Below are 17,001 nucleotides of genomic sequence, written 5' to 3'. Positions count from 1 at the left end.
CGCACCCCGGTAGCGGTGGCGAAATCGATCCGCGGCGGGAGGTGCCGCCCGGCTCCGGATTCCTACCTTCGACCACCATGAGCGATGCAGTGGCAGTGGATGCGGCCGGAATCCGGACCCGCCGTCCGCGCACACCGGGGCCGACGCCGCGATCCCGATGTGCCGAAACAGACCGTGACACAAAGTATTTGCGGACGCAGCCGCGGATCGGGCATCGCGGGCGGCGGCGGATCGCCGGTGTCGTCGCCGCCGTTCTGGCGCTGGGCTGTGTGGCGATGACGCTGTCGCCCACGGCCGGCGCGGCCGATATTGCCCCCGCCGCCGAGAATCCCGGCGCGCGCGGCGCGGTGCTGGCCTTGACCGGCCCGCACCCCGAGCGCGCGGTGATCCCGGCGGATTTCGGTGCGGCACAGGGGTATCTGCCGGTCGAGGTGGACGGTGTGCCGGTGGATCCGGGCGGCCAGTGCTCCTCGCCCATCCCGCTGCCCGCCGAATTCGATACCGCCTGCAAGGCTCACGACCTGGGCTACGACCTGCTGCGCTATGCCGAACTGCACGGCCACCCCCTGGGCCCGTGGGCTCGCCGCGCCGTCGACGCCACCCTCGAACAGCACATGTACGACGCCTGTGCCACCCGCGACGGCACCCTGGCCCGCCTGCACTGCGACACCATGGCGGCCATCGCGACCGGCGCGGTGGACCTGAACTCACGGCGGCAGAACTACGCCGCGCCGATGCCCGAATATCTGTTCGGCGCACAGCTTTCCGGTAGTGAACTCGGACCCCAACTGGTGCGCGTACTGGCGTCGGTCGCCATGGTGCTGCTGCTCGTCGCCGCCTTGTTCGCGGTGGTGCGACGACTGATCCGCCCGGCCCGCAATCGCCCCGGCACCACATCCTCGCCAGCCCGCACGGCACCCGCCGATGGACCGGCGGCGTCCGGGCACCCGGCCACACCGGTGAAACCCGCGATGGCACCGTCGCCCCTGCCGCACGGCGACGCCCCGGTGAGCGGCGGCACCGGAGTTCGATGGCGGCACCACCGGCCGGGCCGCCTCATCGACCGCGCGGTGCTCCGGCGCGATCATCGCGCCGATGACTCCACCGTCGTGGAACGAGCGATCGCCGGCCTCCGGCGCGCGTTCGCGACACCCGTGCCGGTCGTCGCCATAGCCGCCGCGGGCGGACTCACCGCGGTACCGCGGCCGGGCTGGGGACTCCGGACGGCGGCACTGCGCACCTCGCAGCCGAACCGTCGCGCGGGAGTGGCCGGCCCCGACACCTCCGTCGATCCGGCCCGGCGGTTCCGTGACGCGATCACACCGCCGGTGCGCGCCATCGCCGATCGGGCCCGCGTGATCGGCCGACGGGCCCGCGTGATCGGTCACCCGCGGATCGGAACTCTCGTGGCGAGCGCGGCCGGAATCATCACCTCACTGTGGCCCGGGTTGTTGCCGCGGACCTCGATCGCACAGGCCTTGCTCACCGCCGTTCTGATACTCGTCCCACTCGCGGTGGCGGGACTGGGCCGGAAGATACTGGGGCGCTTCGGAATCGATGTGGATCGCCGGCTCGCACGGCATCGGGTTCCGATCGCCGTGGCCTGCGCGATCGGTAGCGGTGGCGCACTCGGCTACGCGTGGTACTGGCAGAACCGGCTGCGCGCGGCCATGGATTTTCCCGCCACCGGCCCCGCGTACTGGCTGCACTGGGCGCTCGGAGTCATCGCGGTCGTCATCCCGATTCTGCTGGTGCTGCGCGGATTGCGCCGGGCCGCGCGATATGTGGGGCGACTGCGGGCGGCGGCACTGATCACGGCCACGGTGCTCGCCTGCCAGTTCGCACTGCTGCCGGCGGCGGTGAACTGGCAGCGCTCGGCCTTCGCAACCGCGGATACCGCCCTGGATCCCGATGTGGTGCAGCCGGTGTCGTTCACCCGCTCGGGCAGTCCGGAGTCCGCCGTGAGCTGGTCCTCGCTCGGTGCCGAGGGCCGCAAGTTCGTCTCCGAACGCGGCCTGTCCGCGCGGGTCTACATCGGCCTGCGCTCGGCACCGGATCTGGATTCCCGTGTCGCCCTGGCCATTCGGGAACTCGAACGGTCGGGCGGATTCGAGCGCGGCAATCTCGTGATGATGGTGCCCACCGGATCGGGCTGGCTCGACGCCAACGCGGCGCACGGACTCGACCAGCGCTTCGGCGGGGACGCCACGCTGATCGGCATGCAGTATTCGCAGGCGCCGAGCTGGGCGACCTTCCTGTTCGCCCGGGCCGACGCCGAACGGTCCGCACGCGCGCTGTTCACCGGCATCGAACGACATCTGGCCGGGATGGCACAACCGCCGAAACTCTACGTCTACGGTCAGAGCCTGGGGGCCACCGCGGGCAGCGCGATCTTCGCCGACGACCGCGACGGGACCCAACGGGTGTGCGCCGCGCTGTGGGCCGGTCCGCCCGCCGCGGCCGTCCATCGCGGCGGTGCGGCCGTACTGGCGAACTCCTCCGACCCCGTGGTGCAGTGGTCACCCCGATTGCTCTGGCACGCACCGGATCTCGGCGGAACCCGCCGCGACGCACCACATCCGCCGTGGCTGCCGGTCCTCGGCTGGTTGCAGACCACCGCGGATATGCTCTCGGCCCTCGCACCGGGCCCCGGTCACGGACACCGCTACGGCACCGATCAGGGCACCGCGCTCGGTTCCTGCTGATCAGTACACCCCGCCCAGCGGTCCGAGGCCATGTGCTATACCGGTTCTCGCAGGTCAGAACTGGAAAATCGGCGGAAGGACGGCATGGACAAGCCCACGGATCTGGTGGAATTCGAGACCATGCTGCTCGGCCGTTACACCATTCACCCGCGCTACCGTCGCGATGGCACCCGGCTCGATCGCAGTGCGTATCTGGTGCTGAGCCGGCTCTCGATCGAGGGGCCCATGTCGATCGGTCAGCTGAGCGAGGCGTTCGGGCTCGATGCCTCCACCCTCAATCGCCAGACCGCCGCACTGCTGCGGTCCGGTCAGGTGGAGCGGATACCGGATCCCGAGGGCGGGATGGCCCGGAAATTCCGCATCACCCCGGCCGGCGAGGCCGATCTGGACACCGAACGCAATGCCAACGTCGAGGGCCTCGGCCGGGTGCTGGAGGACTGGTCACCCGAGGACGTCGCTCGATTCGCCGATTTCCTGCAGCGGTTCAACACCGATATCGAACGTCTCGACGGCCGCCCCTGGCCGCGCCCCTGACACCGCGGGCCGGCGGAGCACATCGGCTCCACCGGCCCGTTCGGACGGTGTGATGATCAGGCGATCGGACCGCGCGCGGCCTCGTAGGCGGCGCCCACCCGGTAGAGCCGATCGTCGGCCAGCGCGGGTGCCATGATCTGCAGCCCCACCGGCAGCCCGTCGTCGGCGGACAGCCCCGAGGGCACCGACATGGCGCAGTGGCCGGCCAGGTTGGTCGGGAGTGTGCACAGGTCCGACAGGTACATCGCCAGCGGATCGTCCACCTTCTCCCCCAGCTTCCACGGCGTGAACGGGCTGGTCGGCGAGACCAGCACATCGACGCTCTCATAGGCCTTGTCGAAGTCCCGCGCGATCAGGGTCCGGATCTGGAGCGCCTTACCGTAATAGGCGTCGTAGTAACCGGCCGACAGCGCGTAGGTGCCGATCATGATGCGGCGCTTGACCTCCGGGCCGAACCCGGCGTCGCGGGTCAGCGACATGACCTGCTCGGCGGAGTGGTTGCCGTCGTCACCGACGCGCAGCCCGTAGCGCATGGCGTCGAACCGGGCCAGGTTGGAGGAGACCTCGCTGGGCAGGATCAAGTAGTAGGAAGCCAGCGCGTACTCGAAGTTCGGGCACGACACCTCCACCACCTCGGCGCCCAGATCCTTCAGCTGGGCGACCGCCGCGTCGAAGGAGGCGAGCACACCGGGCTGATAGCTGTCGGAGTGCAGTTCCTTCACCACACCGACCTTCAACCCGGCCAGATCACCGCGCGCACCCTCGCGAGCGGCGGCGACCAGGTCCGGCACCGCGGCCTTGCGCGAGGTCGAGTCCCTCGGGTCGTGCCCGGCGATCACCTCGTGCAGCAGCGCGGTGTCGAGCACCGTGCGACCGCACGGACCGCCCTGGTCCAGCGAGGACGCGCAGGCCACCAGGCCGTAGCGGGAGACGGTGCCGTAGGTGGGTTTGGTGCCGACGGTCGCGGTGACCGCGGCGGGCTGCCGGATCGAACCACCGGTGTCGGTGCCGATCGCCAGCGGTGCCTGATACGAGGCCAGCGCCGCCGCCGAACCGCCGCCGGATCCACCGGGGATGCGGGTGGTGTCCCACGGGTTGCGGGTCGGGCCGTAGGCGGAGTTCTCGGTCGAGGACCCCATGGCGAACTCGTCCATGTTGGTCTTGCCGAGAATCGGGATGCCGGCGGCCCGCAGTTTCGAGGTCACGGTCGCGTCGTAGGGCGAGACCCAGCCCTCGAGGATCTTCGAACCGCAGGTGGTCGGCATGTCCGTGGTGGTGAAAACGTCCTTGAGCGCCAACGGAACTCCCGCCAGCGGCGAGGCCACGGTTCCGGCGGCGATGGCCGCGTCCACCTCGGCGGCGGTGAGCAGTGCCTGCTCCCCGGCCACATGCAGGAAGGCGTTCAGCTCACCGTCGACCTCTGCGATGCGCTGCAGATGCGCCTCGGTGACCTGTACCGAGGACACCTCACGGGCGTGGATCTTGTCCGCCAGCTCGGCTGCGGACAGTTGGGTCACGTCGGTCATGCCGCACCTCCTCGCGAACGACCGGGAGCCCGCGTGGTCACGCTCGGCTGTCGCATTCGGCCCTGATCGATCATTCGCCCTCTCCCAGGATCTGCGGCACCATGAAGCGCTGCTCGTCGACGGCGGGCGCACCGGACAGCGCCTCGTCCGGGGTGAGGCACTCGGCCGGCTCGTCGGGCCGGGTGACGTTCACGGTCGGATTCGGCGAGGCCGTGGCGGGTACGTCGGCGGCCACCTCGGTGATGACCCGCACGTGACTGAGGATCGAATCCAGCTGACCGGCATACACATCGAGCTCGTCTTCGGTGAGGGCGAGCCGGGAGAGCCGGGCGAGGTGTGCGACCTCGTCGCGGGAGATGGCGGGCACCGCGAAACCCCTTTCGGCAGGTTGGTGCGTATCGGTGGCGCAGGGTGTTGCGCACCGGACAGCCTAGTAGGTTGGTAGGAGGGGCCGCGCACAGGAGCCGGTCACAACCCCGATCGGTGACCGTCGGGCATACCGCACGTCGTAGTCGGCGCGGTATCCGCCGGACACAAGGTTGACACCACAACGTCATCTGTGCGGCACTGGCACGCCACCTGCTGTTCGGCCGACAATAGGTGGTGTGGCACAACTCACTGCGTCCGCTTCGAGTGGTTCACGGAAAGCAGTGGGTGTAAGTATTGCGAGACTCGGGTATCCGTCCGAAAGTCTCGGTCGCACAGGAAAGGAAGGCAAGCACGTGTCATTTCTGCTTCGCGTGCAACTTCCGGATCGCCCAGGAAGTCTCGGTTCACTCGCAGTCGCACTGGGCTCCGTCGGCGCCGACATCCTCTCGCTGGATGTCGTCGAACGCGGAGCCGGTTACGCGATCGATGACCTGGTGGTGGAGGTCGGGTCGGGCGCTTTGCCCGATACCCTGATCACCGCCGCCGAATCCCTCACCGATGTGCGGGTGGACTCTTTACGGCCATATTCCGGGATTCTCGATACCCACCGGGAGCTGGAACTGATCGATCAGGTCGCCACGGCGCGTGACGATCGGTTGCAGGTCCTGGTGGACGGCGTCCCGCGAGTGCTGCAGGTGGGCTGGAGCACGGTGATGGAGATGGGTCCACACGGTGGTCAGCGCCTGGTCGGCAGCGCCAGCGCGCCGGAGACCCAGGCCGGTTCGGTGCCGTGGATGCCGCTCGAGAAGCCGGTCAACCTCGACCCGGAGGCCGACTGGGTGCCGCAGATCTGGCGAGATATGGACACCAAACTCGCCGCTGCGCCGCTCGGTGACACCGGTAAGGCGATACTCCTCGGCCGTCCCGGTGGACCGGATTTCCGGCCCTCCGAAATCGCTCGCCTGGGCTATCTGGCCGGAATCGTCGCCACCGTCCTGACCTGAATCCGGGTGCCGCCCAGTACATCCGGGCGCACCCGTGATCGTCCGCATCGCACCATGGGTACGGGCCGTTCGGCGCAGGGTGCCACCGCCGAACGCGCACCGTCTCCCGCGCCGACCGATTCAGTCGGTGCGCCGCAGGACGGTCAGTGGTATGCCACCTGGGGTGGACCAGTCCCGTTCCGGCACGTGCCGGAACCCCAGTCGCTCGTAGATGCGGCGGGCGGCGGCCATCCCGGGCATGGTTGTCAGCACCACGGCCGCGAAACCCTCGTTGCGCGCGACATCGATGACGGTGCGCACCAGGGCCGTGCCGACACCGGCACCCCGGGCCTGCCCGGCGACCGCCAGCATGCGGAACTCGAGCTCATCCACCCGGGCGACCTCGGCGTAGGGCGTACCCGGCCGGGCGATGGTGAGCGAACCCAGCAGCTGTGAATCCCGCACCGCTACAAGCACTTCGGCGACTCGGGCGCGCGATTCGGTGTCGGCGAGTTCGGCGACATACGAGCTCTCGGGATGGACGTGCCCCTCGCCGACATAGGTCTCGACGGTCAATTCCGCGATCGCCGCGAAATCATCGCCCACGGCGGGACGGATGTGCACCCGGGTATCGGACTGTGTCATATCAGGCACTCACTCCTCGGACTCGCCGGCCGGCTCCGCCTCGGGCCGCACCGCGTCGGGGCCTTCGGCCAGCAGTAGGCGGAAGGCGTCCTCATCGAGGATCTGCACACCCAGTTCCTCGGCCTTGGCGGCCTTGGATCCGGGCGCCTCACCGATCACCACGAACGCCGTCTTCTTCGACACCGAACCGGCGGCCTTGCCGCCCCGCACCAGAATGGCCTCCTTGGCCTCGTCCCGGGAAAACCCTTGCAGCGAACCGGTTACGACGATCGACAGGCCCACGAGATTGCGATCGATGGATTCGTCGCGCTCGTCCTGCATGCGTACCCCGGCCGCACGCCACTTCGCCACGATGGTGCGATGCCAGTCGACGGTGAACCATTCCCGCACGGCCGCGGCGATGGTCGGGCCGACACCGTCGGTGGCCGTGAGCTCCGCCACCGTGGCCGACTCGATCGCCGCGAGACTGCCCAGCTCCCCGGCGAGCGCCCGGGCGACCGGTGGCCCGACGTGGCGGATGGACAAGGCGACCAGCACCCGCCACAGCGGTTGGTCCTTCGCGGCGGCCAGATTCTGCAGCAACCGGTTGCCGTTGGCCGACAGGGTGCCGTCCTTGTTGACGAAAAGCGTTGTGCCGAGCAATTTCTCCTCGGTCAGATCGAACAGGTCGCCCTCGTCGGTGATGGCACCGGACTTCAGCAGATCCGCCGCCGCCTCGTAGCCGAGCGCCTCGATGTCGAAGGCGCCGCGCCCGGCCATGTGGAAGACCCGCTCGCGCAACTGCGCCGGGCAGTGCTGCTGGTTCGGGCAGCGGATATCGGCGTCGCCCTCCTTCTCCGGAGCGAGTTCGGTTCCGCATTCGGGACAGTGCGTGGGCATGACGAATGCCCGCTCGGAACCGTCGCGCACGTCGACCACCGGCCCGAGCACCTCGGGGATGACGTCACCGGCTTTGCGAATGGTGACCGTATCGCCGATCAATACACCCTTGCGCTGCACCTCGGAGGCATTGTGCAGGGTGGCCATCGCGACCGTAGACCCGGCGACGGTGACCGGCTCCATCACCGCGTACGGCGTCACCCGGCCGGTGCGGCCGACATTGACCTGGATGTCGAGCAGCCGAGTCGTGGCCTCTTCCGGCGGATATTTGTAGGCGATGGCCCAGCGCGGGGCCCGCGAGGTGGCGCCGAGCCGGCGCTGCAGCGAGAATTCGTCGACCTTGACCACCTGGCCGTCGATCTCGTGCTCGATATCGTGACGGTGCTCGCCCCAGTATCGGACGCGCTCCACGACCGCATCGGCCCCCTGCACCCGCACGGTGTGCGCCGAGACCGGCAGTCCCCAGGCCGCCAGCGCCTGGTACGCCTCATACTGCGAGGACGGACTGAAGCCGACCATCCGGCCGAAACCGTGGCAGATCATCCGCAACCGGCGACGCGCGGTGACCGACGGATCCTTCTGGCGCAACGAACCCGCCGCGGTATTGCGCGGATTCGCGTAGGGCGGTTTGCCCTCCGCCACGATGGCGGCATTGAGACTCTCGAAATCCTCCAGCCGGAAATACACCTCACCACGTATCTCGAGCAGTTCCGGAATCGGGAATTCGGCTGTGGCGCCGAGCTCTTCGGGGATGTCTTCGATGGTGCGGGCGTTGAGTGTCACATCCTCACCGGTGCGGCCGTCACCACGGGTGGCGCCGCGGACCAGATGCCCGTTCTCGTAGACCAGATTCAGCGCGACCCCGTCGATCTTCACCTCGCAGACGAAGTGCGTGGCCGGACCGGTCTCCGCCTCGACCCGGGCGACCCAGGCGCGCATCTCCTCCTCGTCGAACACATTGTCCAGCGAGAGCATGCGCTCGAGATGGTCGACCGCGGTGAAATCGGTGGCGAAACCACCACCGACCAGCTGCGTCGGCGAATCGGGCGCGCGCAGATCCGGATGCGCCTCCTCCAGCGCGAGCAGGCGCTGGAACAACGTGTCGAACTCGCCGTCGGAGATGATCGGCGCATCGCGCACGTAGTACCGGAACTGGTGCTCGCGGACCTGTTCGGCCAGCTGCTGCCATTCGGTGCGCTGCTCGGCGGTGGCCGCATCCGCGGCATCGCGCGCTTCCGCGGCGCGGGCGCTGTCGATTCCGGTTTCGCTCACAGGTGGCACAGTAGCCGAGCCCGCCGACATCACCGCGGCACATCCGGGCACGTCGCGCCCGGTCGAGCGGTGCCCCGCGGGAAATCCGCTGTGCCCGAGACAAATAACGAGGACGGGGCCGCAGCTAACCTTCCGCAGCTGACCCCGTCCTCGTATGCGGACGTGTTTTCAGAACACCGGTATCAAATCCAGAGTGGATCGCCGTATACGACTCCGACATCGTCGAGGCTGTCCGTGTGCAATTGCATCAGCGCGTATTGACGCACCACCGCCGGGCCGATGCAGCCGTTGACCACCAGATGGATGTCACGCATGTTGATGCGGGCCGGAACGCCGGAGACGGCGTCCTTCTTCAGCAGCGGCACATCGCTCACACTGCCCGGCGCGACATTGACCGACACCGTCGGGCCGAGATCCTCCTGCGAGAGCATTCCAGGGTTCAGGTACGCGGTAGGCCCCAGGCCCGCACCGCCTCCCTGCAGCTCAACGGCACAGCCGACGTGATAGCCGACCATGAGGGTGCCGCCACTGGGAGCATCGGACCGGGTGTAGGCACTGCCCGAGACGAAGACTTCACGGACGCCGCCCGAAGCGTTCAGGGGCGGAACCTTGTTGATCAGCTCGTCTTGACTGCCGACCACGAAGGTGGGACCGCCCGGAGAGGTGAAGGTCTTTTCGTGCGGAGCCATGGGAACGACCTCGGCGACCGACGGTTGCGCGGAAATCACCGGTATCGCAAGGGCCGCCGCCGACAACGCGCACGACAGAACAGATCTGGCGAGGCTGAATGACATGAGGGGATCGTAGCCCGATTTTCTCGGGTTTCAGCAATTTCGAAGCTATCGGAGAGGCGGGGTCGAATCCACGAAGTCACCGGATGCGTCGCGCCAATCGTCGGGCGCGGCCCCGAAGGCGTTGCCCGCGTTGGCGAGCACGGCCCGGCCGAGGGCGAAATTGCCGGTGCCGCCGATGATCGCGCCGATTCCGGCGGGTAGCGCCCGGCCGAACAACAGCGCACCACGTTTGGCGATGAATCCGACGACGAAGCGCCGTGCCATCGGATTGTCGATCGAGCGGACCACCGGCAGTTTGTCCGCCACCGCCGAGGCCCAGTCCCTGGCCGATTGGCCCGCACCCTTGCCCAGCAGTTGCGCTCCGCCCTCGCCGAGCACCACCGCGACCACGAGCGCCCGCCGCTGCTGTGACGACATCTCGGACATACCGTGCAGTTCGCCGACCGACACCGCGTACAGCGCCGAGGCCTCCATGAAGAACACCGATTCCACACCGCTGGCGGCCAATCCGACGACCGTGCCGACACCGGGCACCGCGGCCGACAGGCCCGCGAGTGTCCCACTGGTGGTCACCGCGGCCAGATAACGCCATTGCAGTCCACGTTCGATGTCGCCGGGTGTGCGTTCGGGGTGGCGGCGACGCAACCGGGCCACGTACTTCGCGGCCAGCGGCGCCTGCACACCCGTTCCGGCCCGCACCATCGTCTCCACCGACTTCTGCACTACCCGCTCGAACATGACGACCGGCCCCTTTCGGCGATATCGGCGGACACCGGCGACCCTACGGAGGTTGTACCGACCCGCGCCACATCGACACGAGCCGATGCGCCGGAGACGGGTCAGCCGGCGGCGGACTCGGGAAGTGTCTCCCCCGTTTCGAGCAGGGTCTTCAGATTCGACAGGATGCTCGGCCAGCCCTGGCTGATACCGGCGCGCACGCCACTGCCCTCCGGGAACCCGTCGTGTACGACGGTCAGTTTCACGACCTCGCCCATGGGCTCGAGCTCGAAGGTCACCGTCGACCGCGGTTCGGCGGCCCACGCCGCGACCTGATCGGCGGGCATGTCCATGGCCTCGGCGAAGGATGGGCCGAAGGTGTGCCAGGTGTAGGACAGCCGCCGGTAGGGATCGGCCGTCAGCACCATCTGCGCCGGATCCTTGCTCGTCCAATCGCCCTGGTGCCACACCATTTCCGAACCGGCCCGCCAGTCGGTATCGAAACTCGCACCCCAGTACCGGCCGGTGAAGGCCGGTTCGGTGAGGGCCTGCCACAGTTTTTCCGGCGTGGTCCGGATCAGGGTCGTGTAGACGAATTCCTCGCTCATGGTCGCGCTCTCCAATGCGGTTTTGAGATCGGCGAGTGCGTGCACCCGCGCGCGGTCGTATCGGTTGATCCAGCGATCGGCGATGGCGTTGATGGGTTCGGCGTTCAGGTAGTGCCGCTTCTCCCGCCCGTGCCGGCGGGCGACGACCAGATTCGCCTGCTCGAGTACGGCGAGATGTTTACTCACCGCCTGCCGCGACATCTCCAGCCCACCGCACAGCTGCCGCAGCGTCTGCCCGTTCTCGGAGTTCAGGCTGTCCAGCAGCGACCGCCGACTCGGATCGGCCAGCGCCTTGAACACCTCGTCCACCCATCACCTCCGAACGCAACCTTGTGGTTGCCTGAAGCAGGGTAGGCAACCTTTTGGTTGCATGTCAAGCCCTGGTGTCGCGGCCCGCCGCCGCGGACGGCAGGATGACTCGGGTGCTGCGTAGTTTTCAGGTGACCAATCACCGTTCCCTCGCCGAACCGCAGGAGCTCCGTCTGGTCGGGAGCCGCGCCGGTGCCCTGCCCGCACCGGTGACCGCCGTGCACGGCGCCGCCGCCAGCGGTAAGTCCGGCCTGATCGACGCGCTGGCCCAGATGCGCGAGGCCGTGCTGCATTCGGTCACCGGCTGGGATCCCTATGCCGGTCCCGTGCGCACACCGCATCTCGGATTCGCGGATCGTCCTTCGGAATTCGCCGCCACCTTCGTCGCCGAGGGCATGCCGTACAGCTACGGTTTCCGGATCGACAACGCCGATGTCACCGCCGAGTGGTTGCACACCCATCCGCACAACCGCAAACGCATCGTCTTCGAACGCGAAGGCGAGCAGATCCGGATCGGGCCGATGTTCGAGCCGGTGCGCTACGGCATCGGCGCGCTGATTCCTCTCGTACGCCCGAATGCGTTGCTGCTCAGCCTGTCCGGGCAGATCTACGCCGAAGCACTGGTGCCGGCCTACCGCTGGTTCTCCGCCGCGCTGGATGTGCAGCACGGTCCCGCGGACACGCACGCCGTCGCCGAACGCCTGGGCGGTCACATCTCCCGATCCACCCACAACGCCGCCCGGCTGCTGATGTTGCTGCGCTCGGCGGAACTGGGTATCGAGGATGTCCTGCTCGCCGAGAACGATCCCGCCTACGCCGACTACCTGCGCGACCTGGACGGTGAAATCGCGGGCCTGGCAAAGGAACTCGACATGTGCACGCACTCCCCCGCACATGCCCTGCAGCTGCGCGAGACCCACGGCCTGGAGCCGACCGAGCTCGAACGTGAACTGAGTAATCTGCGCGCTGCCCGCGACACCCTCTACACCCGGATGGTCGCGCGGCGTGGCGTCGGGCTCGGGCTGGTCCACGCGGGCATCGACGCCGCCTTCGACATCGCCGACGAGTCCACCGCCACCCTGGCGTTGTTGCGCCTGCTGCCGACCGTGCTCGACGCACTCGACACCGGCCGGGTCCTGGCGGTCGACGATATCGACACCCACCTCACCGGCGATACCGCCGACCGGCTGATCCAGCTGTTCCAGAATCCGGAGACCAACTCCCGGGGCGCCCAGCTGATCTTCACGACGCGCAACCGCACTCTCGTCGATCGGGGCAACGGCCGATCCCAGTCCCGCCGCACCCGGGTCTGGCAGCTGCGCCGCACCTCGACCGGGACCAGCGAACTCACCACGGGTTGAGTACGCGGCGGCCCGCACCGCCACCCGTGTGCGCGAGGAGCGCCACGCGGCACGAGCACCCTTCCGGTCCGCAGCGTCCGTCGCGCGAGTAGCACGACCGGCCGTGCGGGCCGAGCGATTCGACTCCCGCGCCGCTCACCGCGGCATCTCCGGGCTGTCCAGTTTGTCCGCCTAGCATGGAGGCATGCTGCTGCAGATCGTGTTCATCGTGTTGATCGCCGGCGCCCTGGTGGCGCTGCTGATGAACTTCCGCCGCGGCCGTGGCCGGCCCGGCGGATTCCAGCGCGCACCGCAGGAGGCCGGAACGCTCCGGATCACCGGTGTGAGCCCGCGCCCGGCCGGTCAGGGCGAGCAGTTCGTGACGATCACCGGCACGATCTCCGGCCCGAGCGTGCCTGCCGAAACGGTCTACGGACGCTTCGCCTGGGACGTCAACCAGTGGCCCTTTCCCGGCGAGGACCTCCCCGTGCGATACCCGCCCGGAAAACCCGAGCGCTGGGAGATCGGCCATCCGGACCCGCCGCAGGGATTCTGACCCGTAGACGCGCGGTCGCGGCTCACCAACGGTGTCGAGAGGCCGGAGCCGCGGCGCCGGGACCACCGTCGCGGTGAGCTTCGAGCGGCCCCGGAGCGGTTGGTGTCGCGGGCTCAGTCGAAGGTGAGCGATTCCGGATCGTCGGCGTAGGCGCGGGCGATATCGGCGCTGAGATCCAGCGCACGCCGGGCCCACGCGAGCGGGGCGGCGGCGAGGCCGCAGGCCGGGGTGACCAGGACACGATCGGTGAGGGTGCGGCGGCCGAAGCCGAGGCGATCGATCAGCCGCACGCCGGGCTCGGCGAGTTGACGCCAGGTCGGCGGCGTCGCCGGAGCAGCGGTGGGAACCAGGCCCAGCGCGAGGAGTTTTCCGGAATCCAGCAGCTCGCCGACGGCGTCGAGATCGCCGGTGGCGATCGTCGACAGATCGAAACCGATTGCGGCGGCGGCACTTCCCCGCAGGAAGTCCAGCGGCGGCGAGGTGGCACAACTGTGGATCAGGACCGGGCCGGACTGAGCGGCGACGACCGTGTCCAGGATGTACAGAGCCTCGGGTGCGGGCAGGGCACGCACCGTGTTCAGGACGCTCGCGCCGCGCAGACTGCCCTCGAGTACGGCCGGTGCGGACGGCTCGTCCAATTGCACGACGATATCGGCGCCCAGGCGCTTGCCCACCTCGGCCGCATGTGATGCCAGCCCCTCGGCCAGCGATTCGGAAAGATCGCGTACCGCACCGGAATCGGTGAGCACACGATGGCCGTTGGCCAGTTCGAGCTGCGCCGCGAGGGTCAGCGGACCGACCGCCTGAACCTTCACCACCCGGCCGGTTCCGGCGTAACCCGCCGTCTCCCACGCCTCTTCGAGTGCGTCGAGGTCGGTGCGCAGCAGGTCGTGGGCACGGCGCGCCGTCGCGCCCGGGCGGGCGCCGAGCCGGTATCCGCGAGTGGTGGTGTCGAATTGCATATCGACCAGCAGCGCCGACGCGCGCCCGACCATATCGGAACCCGCACCGCGACCTGGCAATTCGGGCAGATGGGTGAGCTCGGGCAGCTCGCCGACGATCGTCGTGGCGGCCTCCCGGGGATCGGCGCCCGGCCACGAACCGACGCCGGTCGCGATACCGCCGTGCAGGCACGACTTCCCGTCGGAGTTCTTCTCGCTCACTGTGTCACCCATTTCGATGGTTACGCCGGTCAGGAGGAATCGGCCGCCGGGCCACCGCATCCTCCCAGACCGGCAGGCCGCCCGCCGTCGCAGGCCGGTGGGCGCATCGGCACCGAGCGCCCCGATGGGACTCAGCGGTCGCGATGCGACAGGACCCCGGCCGGGACCGTTGCGCCACCCGGCGCCCCATCGGTGGCCGCCCCGATCGCTGTCACCGGGCGGATTCGGCGACCGGCTCCGCCGCACGCTCGCGATCGGTGGCGCCGATGGTTGCGCTGCCGACCACCCTGTCTCCCGCCGCGTCCGGGACGTAGGCGACGACGGCCTGGCCACGGGCCACACCGGTGAGCGGTTCACGCAGATGCGCGAGGAGGCCACCGTCCGCGGTCGCCGCGACCGTCGCGGGCGCCATCCCGCCGTGCGCACGCACCTGGACGACGCAGTCGAAGGGCGCCTCGGGCACCGCACCGGAGGTCCACACCGCCCGGTCGGCCCGCACCGTCCACACATCCAGATCCTCGGCGGGGCCCACGTGCACGGTCCCGGAATCGGGATCGATTCCGGTGACGTAGCGAGGACGACCGTCGGCCGCGGGTCCGGGCAGGCCCAGTCCCTTGCGCTGACCGATCGTGAAGCCGTGCACGCCCTCGTGCTCGGCCAGCTTGTGCCCGTCGCTGTCGACGATCGCGCCGGGCCGCACACCGATCGAGGCACCGAGGAAGGCACGCGTGTCACCGGAGGGGATGAAGCAGATGTCGTGTGAGTCCGGCTTGTTCGCCACCGCCAGCCCGCGCTCGGCCGCCTCCTCGCGAATGCGCGGCTTGGGGGTGTCACCGACCGGGAACATCGCCCGCGACAGCTGATCGGCGGTGAGGACGGCCAGCACGTAGGACTGATCCTTGTCGGCATCGACCGCACGCCGCAGCACGCCGTCGGACAACTGCGCGTAGTGGCCGGTGACCACGGCGTCGAACCCCAGGGCGATCGCACGATCGGCCAGGGCCGAGAACTTGATCTTCTCGTTGCAGCGCAGGCACGGATTGGGCGTCTCACCCGCGGCGTAGGCGGCGACGAAGTCGTCGATCACGTCTTCTTTGAACCGATCGGCGAAATCCCAGACGTAGAAGGGAATCCCGAGCACATCGGCGGCCCGGCGCGCATCGCCGGCGTCTTCCTTGGAACAACACCCGCGCGACCCCGTGCGCAGGGTGCCCGGTGTGGCCGACAGCGCCAGGTGCACCCCGACCACCTCGTGGCCGGCGTCGACCGCACGCGCGGCGGCCACGGCGGAATCGACACCACCGCTCATCGCAGCCAGCACTCTCATCGTGTACCTCCCTTCGCACCGGCCAGTCCGGCCGCTTCGGCTCGCTCCACCACCGGCGGCAGAACGTCGAGCAATCTGTCGATATCGGCGCGCGTCGAGGTGTGCCCCAGGGAGAACCGCAGCGATCCGCGCGCCCGCCTCGGTTCGACACCCATCGCGAGCAGCACATGGCTCGGCGCCGCGACGCCGGCATTGCAGGCCGATCCGGTCGAACATTCGATACCGGCCGCGTCGAGCAGCATCAGCAGGGAGTCACCCTCGCAACCGGGAAAGGTGAAATGCGCGTTGCCCGGCATTCGCCGTTCCCCCGGCGCGCCGTTGAGAATCGCATCGGGCACCGCGGCCCGGACCCCCGCGATCAGCCGGTCCCGCAAGCCGGTCAATTCCACAGCGCGCACGGGCATTTCCCGCACGGTGGTACGCAGCGCCGCCGCGAGGCCGACCGCGGCCGGCACATCGGAGGTGCCCGACCGCAGGTCCCGTTCGTGGCCGCCGCCGTGCATCAGCGGGACGCATCCCACCTGCCGGCCGAGCAGCAGTACCCCGCAGCCGTGCGGGCCGCCCACCTTGTGCGCGGCGAAGCCGGCGGCGAACAGACCGCTCGCGGCGAAGTCGATGGGCAGCTGAGCCGCCGCCTGCACCGCATCGCTGAACATGGGGATGCCGAATTCCTGTGCGACGGAAGTCAATTCGACAATCGGCTGGACGGTTCCGACCTCGTTGTTGGCCCACATCACGGTGACCAGCGCGGTGTCGTCGGCGTAGGCGGTCAGCGCCTCCCGCAGCACCGCGGGCGATACCGTGCCCTCGTCGTCCACATCGAGCAGCGTGACCTGCGCGCCCTCGTGCTGCTGCAGCCATTCCACCGCGTCCAGGACGGCATGGTGCTCGACCGCGCTCACCAGAATGCGGGTTCGGCGCGGGTCCGCGTCGCGGCGGGCCCAGTACATCCCCTTGACGGCCAGATTGTCGCTCTCGGTGCCGCCGGAGGTGAAGATCACCTCCGAGGGGCGCGCCCCCAGATCGGCGGCGATGGACTCGCGCGACTCCTCCAGCATCCGCCGCGCGGCGCGGCCGGAACCGTGCAGCGAGGAGGCGTTACCGACGGTGCCGAGCGCAGCCGCCATCGCCTCGACGGCGGCCGGGAACATAGGTGTCGTGGCCGCGTGATCGAGGTAGACCGTCTTGGGCGCCGCTGCGACCGGACCCGGGAAAGCCGACATCATGACCGAATAAGCCTATCCGATCGTTGACCTGCGCATCCTTGGGGTATC

15 protein-coding genes are annotated in these 17,001 nt (G+C 69.0%); 5 read left to right on the top strand and 10 right to left on the bottom strand.

What is annotated here, in order from left to right:
* Positions 1-188: 188 nt before the first annotated feature.
* Together AB0L57_RS10560 and AB0L57_RS10555 are read left to right on the top strand one after the other, a co-directional pair.
* Complete coding sequence (locus AB0L57_RS10560; protein ID WP_364959830.1) at positions 189-2,705, top strand: alpha/beta-hydrolase family protein; 2,517 nt, start codon at positions 189-191, stop codon at positions 2,703-2,705.
* 84 nt (positions 2,706-2,789) lie between these two features.
* A complete protein-coding gene (locus AB0L57_RS10555) occupies positions 2,790-3,239 on the top strand; it encodes a MarR family transcriptional regulator (RefSeq protein ID WP_364959829.1) in 450 nt (149 codons plus the stop codon).
* A 56-nt stretch (positions 3,240-3,295) separates the two neighbouring features.
* Here AB0L57_RS10555 and gatA read toward each other — a convergent pair whose 3' ends face one another.
* Together gatA and gatC are read right to left on the bottom strand one after the other, a co-directional pair.
* The gene (gene gatA, locus AB0L57_RS10550; protein WP_364959828.1) at positions 3,296-4,765 is read right to left on the bottom strand and encodes an Asp-tRNA(Asn)/Glu-tRNA(Gln) amidotransferase subunit GatA; all 1,470 of its coding nucleotides are present in this window, start codon (positions 4,763-4,765) and stop codon (positions 3,296-3,298) included.
* Between the two features lie 70 nt (positions 4,766-4,835).
* Positions 4,836-5,132, bottom strand: coding sequence for an Asp-tRNA(Asn)/Glu-tRNA(Gln) amidotransferase subunit GatC (gatC, locus tag AB0L57_RS10545; RefSeq protein WP_364959825.1), 297 nt, complete (start codon positions 5,130-5,132; stop codon positions 4,836-4,838).
* A 355-nt stretch (positions 5,133-5,487) separates the two neighbouring features.
* Between gatC and AB0L57_RS10540 the strand changes: the two genes are divergently transcribed.
* Positions 5,488-6,138, top strand: a complete 651-nt coding sequence (locus AB0L57_RS10540; protein WP_364959823.1) for an amino acid-binding protein — start codon at positions 5,488-5,490, stop codon at positions 6,136-6,138.
* Positions 6,139-6,258: 120 nt separating this feature from the next.
* Here the strand turns inward: AB0L57_RS10540 and AB0L57_RS10535 are convergent, their stop codons facing one another.
* The 5 genes from AB0L57_RS10535 to AB0L57_RS10515 all read right to left on the bottom strand — a co-directional run bounded on the left by AB0L57_RS10535 (position 6,259) and on the right by AB0L57_RS10515 (position 11,341).
* On the bottom strand, positions 6,259-6,762 hold the full coding sequence (locus AB0L57_RS10535) for a GNAT family N-acetyltransferase (protein WP_364959822.1): 504 nt from the start codon (positions 6,760-6,762) through the stop codon (positions 6,259-6,261).
* 9 nt (positions 6,763-6,771) lie between these two features.
* The gene (gene ligA, locus AB0L57_RS10530) at positions 6,772-8,913 is read right to left on the bottom strand and encodes an NAD-dependent DNA ligase LigA (RefSeq protein ID WP_364959820.1); all 2,142 of its coding nucleotides are present in this window, start codon (positions 8,911-8,913) and stop codon (positions 6,772-6,774) included.
* A 182-nt stretch (positions 8,914-9,095) separates the two neighbouring features.
* Positions 9,096-9,707 carry an MspA family porin gene (locus tag AB0L57_RS10525; RefSeq protein ID WP_364959819.1) on the bottom strand — a complete coding sequence of 204 codons (612 nt, stop codon included), beginning with the start codon at positions 9,705-9,707 and terminating at the stop codon, positions 9,096-9,098.
* Between the two features lie 45 nt (positions 9,708-9,752).
* The gene (locus AB0L57_RS10520; RefSeq protein ID WP_364959817.1) at positions 9,753-10,445 is read right to left on the bottom strand and encodes a hypothetical protein; all 693 of its coding nucleotides are present in this window, start codon (positions 10,443-10,445) and stop codon (positions 9,753-9,755) included.
* A gap of 101 nt (positions 10,446-10,546) precedes the next feature.
* Complete coding sequence (locus tag AB0L57_RS10515; RefSeq protein WP_364959815.1) at positions 10,547-11,341, bottom strand: metalloregulator ArsR/SmtB family transcription factor; 795 nt, start codon at positions 11,339-11,341, stop codon at positions 10,547-10,549.
* Between the two features lie 104 nt (positions 11,342-11,445).
* Here AB0L57_RS10515 and AB0L57_RS10510 point away from each other — a divergent pair, with 104 nt between their 5' ends.
* Positions 11,446-12,702 (top strand): AAA family ATPase, encoded by a 1,257-nt coding sequence (locus AB0L57_RS10510; protein ID WP_364959813.1) that lies wholly within the window; start codon positions 11,446-11,448, stop codon positions 12,700-12,702.
* 184 nt (positions 12,703-12,886) lie between these two features.
* A complete protein-coding gene (locus tag AB0L57_RS10505; protein WP_364959812.1) occupies positions 12,887-13,237 on the top strand; it encodes a hypothetical protein in 351 nt (116 codons plus the stop codon).
* Positions 13,238-13,350: 113 nt separating this feature from the next.
* Here the strand turns inward: AB0L57_RS10505 and AB0L57_RS10500 are convergent, their stop codons facing one another.
* From AB0L57_RS10500 to AB0L57_RS10490, 3 genes are all read right to left on the bottom strand, one after another.
* Positions 13,351-14,400, bottom strand: coding sequence for a methionine synthase (locus AB0L57_RS10500; RefSeq protein ID WP_364959811.1), 1,050 nt, complete (start codon positions 14,398-14,400; stop codon positions 13,351-13,353).
* 211 nt (positions 14,401-14,611) lie between these two features.
* Positions 14,612-15,727: a tRNA 2-thiouridine(34) synthase MnmA gene (mnmA, locus tag AB0L57_RS10495; RefSeq protein WP_364959810.1), complete on the bottom strand. Its 1,116-nt coding sequence runs from the start codon at positions 15,725-15,727 to the stop codon at positions 14,612-14,614.
* On the bottom strand, positions 15,724-16,953 hold the full coding sequence (locus AB0L57_RS10490; RefSeq protein WP_364959808.1) for a cysteine desulfurase family protein: 1,230 nt from the start codon (positions 16,951-16,953) through the stop codon (positions 15,724-15,726). Before AB0L57_RS10490 ends, mnmA begins: the two co-directional genes overlap by 4 nt.
* Positions 16,954-17,001: the final 48 nt, after the last annotated feature.

This window comes from Nocardia sp. NPDC052254 (assembly GCF_040679495.1).
Lineage (GTDB): Bacteria > Actinomycetota > Actinomycetes > Mycobacteriales > Mycobacteriaceae > Nocardia.
The sequence above is the reverse complement of the archived record's forward strand: the minus strand, read 5'-3'. Positions and strand labels throughout refer to the sequence as shown.